The organism is Dechloromonas denitrificans, assembly GCF_001551835.1.
Taxonomy (GTDB): domain Bacteria; phylum Pseudomonadota; class Gammaproteobacteria; order Burkholderiales; family Rhodocyclaceae; genus Azonexus; species Azonexus denitrificans.
The window spans coordinates 299,392-309,708 of record NZ_LODL01000040.1; the positions used below are offsets into that span (position 1 = coordinate 299,392).

9 protein-coding genes are annotated in these 10,317 nt (G+C 55.8%); 4 read left to right on the top strand and 5 right to left on the bottom strand.

From position 1 onward, the window contains the following. The 5 genes from AT959_RS20125 to AT959_RS20145 all read right to left on the bottom strand — a co-directional run. Positions 1–356: hypothetical protein (locus AT959_RS20125; RefSeq protein WP_205629978.1), on the bottom strand; the 356-nt coding region annotated here is incomplete at its 3' end. A gap of 127 nt (positions 357–483) precedes the next feature. Continuing rightward, positions 484–780, bottom strand: a complete 297-nt coding sequence (locus tag AT959_RS20130) for a hypothetical protein (protein ID WP_066887476.1) — start codon at positions 778–780, stop codon at positions 484–486. A gap of 142 nt (positions 781–922) precedes the next feature. Further along, on the bottom strand, positions 923–1,231 hold the full coding sequence (locus AT959_RS20135; protein ID WP_066887479.1) for a hypothetical protein: 309 nt from the start codon (positions 1,229–1,231) through the stop codon (positions 923–925). A 248-nt stretch (positions 1,232–1,479) separates the two neighbouring features. Further along, positions 1,480–1,875 carry a peptide-methionine (R)-S-oxide reductase MsrB gene (msrB, locus tag AT959_RS20140; RefSeq protein WP_066887482.1) on the bottom strand — a complete coding sequence of 132 codons (396 nt, stop codon included), beginning with the start codon at positions 1,873–1,875 and terminating at the stop codon, positions 1,480–1,482. Positions 1,876–2,041: 166 nt separating this feature from the next. After that, positions 2,042–2,719: an SPRY domain-containing protein gene (locus AT959_RS20145; protein WP_066887485.1), complete on the bottom strand. Its 678-nt coding sequence runs from the start codon at positions 2,717–2,719 to the stop codon at positions 2,042–2,044. Positions 2,720–2,890: 171 nt separating this feature from the next. On the opposite strand from AT959_RS20145, the gene AT959_RS20150 reads away from it, so the two are divergent. The 4 genes from AT959_RS20150 (at position 2,891) to AT959_RS20165 (ending at position 9,899) form a co-directional block, all read left to right on the top strand. Beyond that, a complete protein-coding gene (locus AT959_RS20150; protein WP_066887574.1) occupies positions 2,891–4,117 on the top strand; it encodes an IS256 family transposase in 1,227 nt (408 codons plus the stop codon). A gap of 204 nt (positions 4,118–4,321) precedes the next feature. Then, on the top strand, positions 4,322–6,274 hold the full coding sequence (locus tag AT959_RS20155; RefSeq protein ID WP_066887488.1) for an ABC-three component system protein: 1,953 nt from the start codon (positions 4,322–4,324) through the stop codon (positions 6,272–6,274). Between the two features lie 2 nt (positions 6,275–6,276). Then, positions 6,277–6,870 (top strand): ABC-three component system middle component 1, encoded by a 594-nt coding sequence (locus AT959_RS20160; protein ID WP_066887491.1) that lies wholly within the window; start codon positions 6,277–6,279, stop codon positions 6,868–6,870. Continuing rightward, a complete protein-coding gene (locus AT959_RS20165) occupies positions 6,867–9,899 on the top strand; it encodes an AAA family ATPase (RefSeq protein WP_066887494.1) in 3,033 nt (1,010 codons plus the stop codon). Before AT959_RS20160 ends, AT959_RS20165 begins: the two co-directional genes overlap by 4 nt. Positions 9,900–10,317 lie beyond the last annotated feature (418 nt).

The window sequence follows — 10,317 nt, forward strand, 5'->3', positions numbered from 1 at the left end:
GCCGGTGCGCCAGCCGAGATGACGGCCGCCAACTCGGCCGGTGACAGCGAGGAAATGGCGCCGACGAAGGCATGCCGGCTGCTGCCATCGCTGATGAAGATTTCGGTGACTGGCGCGCCGAACAACTGCTCCGAGGTTTTGAACCAGTAGGCGCCATCCTCGGTTTTGTAGGGACGGCGGCGCATGGCGTTGTAAAAATAGCCCGGCTCCACATCGTCCAGGCAGAGGATGGCCATGCCCAGGCTGGTGGAGAGCGTTGAACTCTGCGGCCAGGCGCCGGTGCTGATCAGCAAAGCGAGGATGGTGGGCCAAGCCTTGCCGCGGAAATGTCGCGCTGCCAGCGACGCCAGGGACATGGCTGTTTTACCCGCCGCGCTGGTCGGAAATTGCCGCGCTCTTGCGGTGCACCGTCAGAATCGTCGTCATTTTCCTCGAACCTCTTTCATCTGAGCGATCAATTGGCCGCCAACCGTTTCGGCGCACCTAGTGGTGATGATGCCGATGGTTATACGGCCCGCCGCGCCGGCCATAGTCGTAGCCATAAGAATAGCCGGCGTAGCCGTAGGGGGGAGCATAAACCAGCGGCGGCGGTGGCCGGCGGTAAATGCGAGGCGGCGGCACGTAGTAAACCGGCGGTGGTGGCGTGTAATAGACCGGCGGAGGTGCCGCATAGACCGGGTAACCCAGGCTGATACTGACGCGCGGCCCGTCGGCGTAGGCGCCGGACACCAGTCCCGCCGACAGCATCAAGCCCAGCAGAGCGATTCGGATAGTTTTCATTTCGGATCTCCTTTTCGACGGAGCAAATCTCGGACATTGCCCCATATTGATACGAACGCACGAGCCGGCGCCGGGTTTCAGCCCCTAACATTTCGTAACAAAAAAGGGACGCCGAATCCGCTTGGCGCCGCGAACTTGCCGATCAACGCATTCGATTGTCGAGCGAAGCTTGCTCCGGCCGGCGCCGACGGTGCGTCACGGCAACGGCGGCGAACAGCCCGGCAGTGATCCAGCAGACCGTCTCGACCGGCTGGAAGGCGGCGAAAGCCGCCGCCACTTCGGGCATCCCGGCGCCAAGCGCGAACTGATAAGCCAGCCAGAGGAAAAAGCCGAGCATGGCGACGAACACCGCCCACTGGCCGAAGAAACGCCCGGTCGACTCCCGTTCGCCATGCGCTTCCTGCCACGGCAGCGTGGCGGCTAGGGTGATTACCGGGGCCAGCAATGGCATTCATGCGGTCAACCGCCAGAAAAGGCACAAATCCGATTACATTTTTTCGAGGTTGCCCGACGACTTGCGTGAACCGACCAGTTGGCTCGCCAAATAGCCGGCGGCCAGTACGATACCGGCCGATTTCCACAGGCATCTCCGATAGCCGCGGGTCGGTGAATTGAACGGGCTACCGAGCTGTGAGCCGCTATTCGTACCGCTGGTTCCCCGCGTGGTGACGGAGCTGGAAATGGCGGCTTTGTTTGTGCTTACTCGTCGGTTTCCAGCTTCAGCGAGGCGGAGTTGATGCAGTAGCGCAGGCCGGTTGGCGCCGGGCCATCCGGGAATACGTGGCCGAGATGGGCGCCGCAGTCGTGACAGGTGACTTCGGTGCGCAGCATGCCGAAGCTGCGGTCGTCATGCTCGTCGACCAGTTTTTCATCGTTCGCCGTGTGGAAGCTGGGCCAGCCGCAACCGGAATCGAACTTGGTTTCCGAGCGAAAGAGCGGTGCACCGCAGCAGACGCAACGGTAAGTGCCGTCGGCGTGGCTGTCCCAGTATTTGCCGGTGAAGGCGCGTTCGGTGCCTTTCTGGCGGGTAATGCGGAATTCCTCATCGCTCAGTTGGGCACGCCATTCGGCGTCGGTTTTTTCGATCTTGGGCATGGGGTTCTCCGGAACTGTTGCCGGTGAGACCAGGGCGGGCAGAAATGATTCCAGTCGGCGGTTGACCAGTTGCACAAAAATTCTTACACGCTCCCTCCGAGGCATAACGTTGTAAATTACCGGACCGGCAAAAGAGTAGCTTTTGACGGTCCGGTGGATTGATGGGTTAGCCAAGCCACGGGAAAAGACACTTGGCTTTTTCAAAAATGACACTGGCGATCAAGTTAAGGGAAATTGCGGATAACGCTGCTACGATCAAAGCCAGTATCGGATGCGCCTTAACCCATTCCGACATGCGGAAATAGAGTGCCTTTTTTATTTTTTGTAGCTCTTTAGAGAGCGCTGGCAGAAACCCTGAATCCACTTGCTTCGATAGAACTCTAGCCTTACACGCGTCGCACAGTTTCGGTTGATGCAAAGAAAACACGATGTCTGATTTGTTTGCATTCATGTCAAACAGGCAGCCTCTAACATCGTCATGCGCCCACGAATACGCATCGGACAGAATTAGAGCGCCATTGGCTGCATAAAGAACAGCAAGTTCATAGATGTTGCGGAGAATGTAATTCTCAACCGTAAAGTCAGAGAAGCGAACTATCTCGGCCATTTCAAATAGGGAAAGGACGGCGACTTTATCTCCGAGGCGCCGCATGTAGTAGTTGTCTTCCAAGGGGGCACTAATTAATGCGACTGTAAAACTTGCATTGTTGTCTGCATGCACAAGAGAACTAAGCTGGTCGCTTGTGTACTCCCAGTTATCACCTTCGGCATCAGGTAGATGACCAACCGATGCTCCGTGACTGAGCTTGATGATCTGGCTCTTCCAGCCTTCCAGATAGGACATGTTGACTGGGTATTTCAAACTACCCAGTGAAACTATGGTTACTTTTAGTGGATGCATGGCTGGTTGTTCTTGTTGGCTAACTATTAGGTAAGCCTCCCAAACCAGGAGCGTGTAAGAATTTTTGTGTAAACGGTCACCCGGCAGGAAACTGCCACATTGCCAGGAGCGATGATGACCGTAGGAAAGAAAGCAGTACCCAAGGAGTTACTGGACAGCCTGTTGGCTAACTACCGAAAGCCGGAAGACCTGATTGGCGAGAACGGGTTGCTCAAGCAACTGACCAAGCTACTGGTCGAGAAGGTGCTGGAAGCGGAGATGGCTGACCACCTTGGTCACGACAAGAATGAGCCAGTAGAGAATCCTGCCGGCAATACCCGCAACGGCAAGAGCAAGAAGACTTTGAAGGGCGAGTTCGGCGAACTGCCCATCGAAATCCCGCGTGACCGCCACGGCACGTTCGAGCCGCAGCCGATCCCGAAGCACCAGATCCGCTGGAGCGGCTTTGACGACAAGATTCTGTCGCTCTACGCCCGAGGAATGACGGTTCGCGAGATACAGGCGCATCTTGAAGAGATGTATGGCACCGAGGTCTCGCCGACCTTGATTTCCTCCGTCACCGATGCCGTGATCGAAGAGGTCAAGGCTTGGCAGTCCCGGCCTCTGGACAGCATTTACCCCATCGTCTATCTCGACTGCATCCACGTGAAGGTCCGGGATGGCGGTGTGCGGGTCAAGGCGGTCTATCTCGCCATCGGCCTCAACATGGCTGGTGAGAAGGAAGTACTGGGCCTATGGATTGCCCAGACCGAGGGCGCCAAGTTCTGGCTGCAGGTCATCACCGAAATGAAGAGTCGCGGCGTACAGGACATCTTTATTGCCTGCGTTGATGGTCTCAAGGGGTTCCCGGAGGCCATTGAAGCGGTCTATCCCCGGGCCGCCGTTCAGCTTTGCATCGTCCATATGGTGCGGCATAGCTTGAACTATGTCTCGTGGAAGATGCGACCAGAGGTCGCCACTGACCTGAAGCGAATCTACACCTGTGCGACGGCCGACGAAGCTGAACAGATGCTCGGTGAATTCGAGGACAAATGGGACGATGCCTACCTGCCGATCAGTCAGTCCTGGCGTCGGAACTGGCCGAGGATCATTCCGTTTTTCGACTACCCGCCGGAGATTCGCAAGGTCATTTACACGACCAATGCAATCGAGTCGGTGAACATGAGTCTGCGCAAAATCACCAAGAACCGTGGCTCGTTTCCGAGCGATGAAGCACTGCTGAAACTGTTCTACCTGGCGCTGCGCAACATCAGCCGGAAATGGACCATGCCCATTCGGGATTGGAAGGCGGCGCTCACTCGCTTTACCATCCAGTTTGAAGACCGGATCAACAACGTTTAACCCAAACCCCGTTTACACAAAATTCCGGACACGCTCTGTCGCAAGGCCATATTCTTGGCAAAAGATTGACTTTTACTCAGTAAACTTAGACCGCAACTACCACATATGGGCTATTGCGGGATGTCATCTGCATTTCATTGCAGTGTTCCCACCTGCCGCCTGCCATTTGTGCTTTGGGTATCGAAATGCTTGAAGGGATTCAGAATGATTAGAAGGTTCCGGCTTGAGCAAAAAGGCCGTTACGAGAAGCTGGTAATTGCTCAACGTTTGTCGGACATGGTGGACAAATACTTGAATGGGTGCCCTGCACCGTTGCTGATCGGCGCCGAGCAGGGCGGTATCGGCGAATGGGATGACGTGGTCATTTATCATGCAGGTGAGCATTTCGAGCACTTCCAAATCAAGCGGCAGACGACCCCCTTCTGCGATAAGCACATCGATAAAGCCGACTACATCAAGTCCTATACACCCAAGGCCGGCAGCAAGGCAGCAGCAAGTGCAACGCCAGTTGTCCCGCCCGATAGCGCCATCGACTCTGAGCTTGATAAGGCCATGAAGAGCTTGTCTGCCTGGAGTCTCACACCCCAGTCCAAGCAGCCGCCAGCCCGCGCTTTTTCACTCATCCTGCTCGGCCTGGAAGTCGCCCTCAAGGGCAAGCGGAGTGACTTCATCACCGCCAACCACCTGCATGAGTTTTGTCGACTCTGCAAGCAGGATGGACTTGACCTGGCTGCCCTCTCCAGCCGCGCCGATACCCCAACTCAAAATGTCTACAAATGGTTGACGACCTGGTGCGGTTTTACCGACTGGGATCACGTTCGCCAAACGATGCGGGCACTCACGATCCATGCCGTTGGGAGCGAAGAGAACCTTGAAGAGCGTGCATGCGAGTCGTTAGGACGGCACTTCAATGTTCCGCGGGCAACCCTTGAGAAGCTGGTGGGGTACATTTCTACAAGTACCACGGATGTTAATGCCATCAGTTGTCATGCGATGGCCAACCATCTCAAAGACGCACGCCGGTCAGATGCTGTGACCTGGACGCAATACCTCATGAAGCCGCTGGCTGGGTCGAGTTGGATGGTCGCCGGTACCCACAACCTAAATGGTACGACGAGCTTGCCAGTGCCCCATGCTGCCACGGAAGTTGTCGGTCACCACTGGACAGCGGGCGGTAACAACAGAAAGCTGCGGCTGCACGCTACCTATTGCCCGCCCACGCCAAATACAGTGGCCCTCCCCTCGGCCATCCTTCGCCTGGCTCTGCACTTGAAAAGCGGGAGCCATTGCCTGCTTTTGGGTGAGCCGCTCTGGCGACAAGGCGCCGGGAACGAGCTGGGTAGAACGCTTGGGATCAGCGAAAATGACCTTGATGAGCTTCCTTGGATAGACAATTCAGAAGCGCTGTCCTGTGCGTCGGGTCGCGAGCTCTCGACGATCCTAGAGACGCGAGATGAATCTTCAGCACTTCACAGGGCAATGAATAATCTTGTGTGGGAGCAGCTGCAAGCCCGCATCACGACCAGGTTGAACTCGGTATCCGACACGCCATTACTGGCAGCATTGGAACCGAAGTGGCGCTCTTGGGCCGCTGAGCTTACAGCTGACGCCGCTGCGCGTGATTCGCTGTTTGAGCAACTGATGTACCCCAAAACAGAAGGTTTGGACGGGAAGCACGCGCTGCGCATAGGGCCTCGTACTGCAGATCTAATGGAAACCGCCATTTTGATGCTGCTTCTAGTGTGCGTCGCGATCGGTAATGACGACGGCAATTGGCGCGAAATCCCAAATATTGGGGAAGTTCTCAGCATCGCTTTGAAAAACTGGTCAGGCGCATCCGGCGATCACAGCGGCGCCAGGCCTGTTGCCGATGAGCTAATGGCTGTTTTGGGGCCTTCACCGGCACCGGTAGTCATTCTTGCGGGCGTCGAAGGGTCTCCCACGAGCCTGCTTGAATCCGGCATGGCTGATGATTTTGAAACCAGTAACAGCATGGCAGCTGAGCGACAACCCAAGTTGCTGGTGACACGATTTGGGGTGCTCAAGTACCTGCGTACCGGAACACTCGCCCAGCTACAAGGGCAATTTAAACGTCATTGGGATGCTTGGCGCGACACGCGCGAAGCAGCAATCGAAGCTTATGGGGAAGGACACTAATCATGCTGACACTGCAGGAATTGACTAGCGCAATCATTCAGCGTGTAGAGGGTCGGTATGACGTGTGTCCCCGGGACGTAACGGAACTTATGCTGCCTGAGGTCGAGTACGGCTCGCATGTTCTTCGGCTCAAGCGCTCCCACATCGAACGGGCGGGCTGGCGGACGGTTCTACTCATCGAGCTACCATTAACGGCCCTGCAAGCAGCCAACCAGTGGGCTGCCGATGTCCGGGATGTGCTGCCGGAGCCTGAGACTGCCGACCTCTATATGTTCCTGATGATCAGCGGTATCGCTAAAGATGACGCTGCGCGGATTGAGACTGATGACAGATTTTGCCGCAAGGTTGTTGTGCGCGAATCTGAAGCGGCTGGTGATTTTCTTAACCGGACATTCTTGGCTGCTTTGGATCCTGCTGGCGATGTCGAGACGCTTAGCGACCCTTTGGTGTCGGCGTTGAACACTCTGTCCAATGAGCGCCCTTGGTCGGCTCCACACATCGCTGCCTGGAGAACGCAGCTTCTGACCAACCAAAACGGAGCGGATGTCGTGCGTGTACTCATCGATTCGCTGAGTGAAAGTGAGGTTCAGCCGTGAGCAAGTTGAATTCCATCACCCTGTCGAACCTGCGTAAATTCGGGTCTGACGTCACCATCGATCTGAGTCCTGGGGCGACTATTTTGCTCGCACCGAATGGTACGGGCAAAACAACGGTATTTGAGGCGATCGAGTTTGGTCTGACAGGGAAAATCGCACGACTCCGTGACGACATTGCCCACATCATTCGTGATGATCAGACCGCAGCGGCAGTCAGTTTGAATTTTTCTGAGCTGACCGCGACATCACGTGTGACTGCAGCGGGCAAGGTCTGCCAGGACGGGGACTTAAGCAGCGTCTTTCCTAATGTGTCCGCAAGTGACATCCCATTTTTACTGCGCCTAACCCACCTTTTGGATCAAAGGGAGAACGGGTGGATCGTCAATGCGGAGGAAAAGGAAGCCGGATCCCAGCTGGCCAAGCTGCCGATTGGTAGCGACGGTTCTAAAGCTCGCACCACCCTTGCTGCTGTGCGACGGTCGCTGACTGAGCAAAAAGCCCGTGCGGAAGAAGTATTGATCAGGCATGAGACTGATTTGAACGAGTGGATTCGTCTACGTCAGGAACGTGACATCGCTGCTGCCGGTGCAGTAGGTGCATTACGCCCGCGCGATCGAATTGCTGACGTTCTCTCTGACACTGCAAACCAGACGCAAAGCCTGAGCCAGATTCCGCCTGGCTTACTGACCGGGCCCGCGAGCCAGGAGGGGCTAACGATTGCACACTCCGCACTGTCCGAGATTTTGCAAGGAAAGGTCGAGCGGGCTCGGCAGCATATCTCAAGCCTCGCCTTGGTAAATGATCTTGTTGAAAGCTTCGCTGCGGCGCGGAAGCAGCTTGAAAAGCTCAATGCAGACCTCACGGCGGCGAGTGAGACGTTTGACCGCCACACAACTTCAAGGGCTCAAGGCAGTGCCGCATTGCAGGAGCATCAGGCCAGTATCCATGCTGCACAGCAAGAAATTACCAGTATCGGGCAGCAACTTGAGCGCCTAGTTGGAGAAACTACAGCCAAACAGGAGATCGATCACCGTAATGACGCGTTGACGTCGGCGATTGCTGCCTTGCGTGAGGCTGAAAAAAATTCTCATGTACTTCGCGAGCAGCATGAGCACAACCAACGTGTTCGTAACCAGCATGCTCAGATTGACATCCTGCTTCAGGGAATCAGCCAGACCGAGCAGCGTCTGGACGAGGGGCGACTAATGCTTGCCGACTGGCAGGCCACTGAGCAGCGGATCGACGAGGTTGCCCAGCAAATCACTGCTCTCGAAGTACTCATTGATAAGCAGAGCATAGATCGGAATGCCGAACGTTCCTCGTATGAGACGTGTAAAGCTGCGGAGGCCACTGCCCGATCACACTATGAGATGCTCAGTTCTTCCGCCGACGCAATCCGTCAGGCCGTTGCATCCATAGCGCAACATCTTCCCGCTGACCAAGATCAATGCCCACTTTGCCTGGAGCCGCATGGTGCAGCCAAGCTTCAGTCCCGGGTGGCTCAAGCCCTTGAAGCGATCAATCCGAGTTTGACCGCAGCTGAGCAGCAATTGCGAGCTGCGGTGGAAGCGTTGACGGCCAGTGAGGTCGCGGTTGAGAAAGCGCAGCAAGCACTAGACCTCACCCGAGGAGAGTTGGGTGCTTTGGAGTCCAGCCGCCAGGATCTGAGACGGCAAGTTACGCAGTTTCGTACCGATCCCATTTTGGCTAGTGACTCGCTCCCGTTGGCAAGGGAGGCGCTCAGGCAGCAGCTCGATAGCATTGCTCCTGCCCAAAAGCGTTTGGCTGATCAGCGAGCGGCATTGGACGCTCTCCCTACTCCTGAAGCCTTTGAACAAACCGAGCGAGCTTTCAATTCGGCACGACACGTGCTTGACTTGGCCCGAGTTCAACAGAGCGAAGCGGCTACACGATTGGATCAAGCAGTCGCCGCACTAGCCGCGCTTACCTCTGGGGAACCGCTGGCTCGAACGCTCGAGCAACTCACAGCAGCAAAATTTCAGCTGGAACAGCAGATCAGCGATCTGAACGGTAAGGTCGGGACTGTGCAATCCGCCCTGGACACCCAACAACATCAGTTGCTTGAGTCATCAACCGTTGTCCAGGGAATTGAGGAGGAAATCAGAAGGGTTCAAACGCTCCTTCTGCAATTCCGAGCAAGCTGGCAAGAGCTGGAGTTGACCGGCGACCCACTTGCGGAAGCTGCGCAGGCCCGTGAAGCGACGCTGCGTGCCACGTTGCCCCTCCTCGAGGGCTATGTTTCAGTACTCGAAGGCATTGGGGTGGAAATTTCTGCTTGGGCCAAGTTGAATGAATCACAACTGGCACAGCGGCTGATTGATGCTCAGCGTCTTGAGCGTTCAGAAGAGGCCTTCGAAGCTTTCCTCAATGACAGCATCAACGCGGCACGATCCAGCTTCTCGCGATTGACCTTGATCTCGGACGCGATGGATTTGCTGGACGGCTCGCTCAAGAAAGAAATTGAGAACGTTCAGAATCATGTCGGCAAGGTGGTACCCCGTTGGCAGGCGCTGCTGAAACGAGTCGTGCGGGAGTCTAGGTTCCACGAGGCAAGCCTGAAGTTCTTCAGCTCGTACAACAAGGATCGTGCCGGCGTTTCTGTACCGCTTGGCAATAAAGCGGTACCGGTACCTGATATCGCGAGTGAGGCGCAGTTGACGGATCTTCAATTGACCTTCCTGCTGTCAATGGCCATGAGTCATCAGTGGTCTCCTTGGAAAGCACTGTTGTTGGATGATCCGACTCAGCATCACGACCTGGTTCATGCTTCTGCGGTTTTCGATTTGCTGCGTGACTATATCGTTGATCATGGTTTCCAGGTCGTGATCGCTACCCATGATGCTCTGCAGGCGCGTTACTTTCTGCGCAAGCTGCAGAATGACGGGATTGAAGCCAAGATTTGGACGCTTGTGCCGACTGAGAACGGTGTCACTGCGCAAGCCGGAAACCGGAAACAGCGCATCAATAGTGCAGATGCTATTTCGGACGCTGATCTAAGCGCTCGCTGAGCGCGAGCCAAGCCCTAAGAGAGGTTTGGTTTCGCGCAGCGGTAGGTACGCATATATATAGATTGGCCATCTTGAGGCCGAAAACAGTTCTTGGGGAAATGACTGTTTTTGGCCGAGAACAGAAGAAGCAGGCGGTCCAATGTGAGTGATGAGCTGTTCAGCTCAATGTATCCGAAACATTGGAGTCAATGGCCATCAAAACTGGAATCCGCAACAGCACCATTTCGCAGCTTACGAGAGCTGCCGTTCAGGTTGTCTAGCGCACTGCGTTCCAGCAAGTTTCCGGTTTGAGGCACACAGCGGACGTCTGGCCAGATAGCAGGTCAACGTCCGGTATCGACAGCGGCAGCCATTGGTACATCGTAAGCGCCCTATTGAGGGCAGTCTATTCGGCGACTCATGAACGCGTGAAACTTGT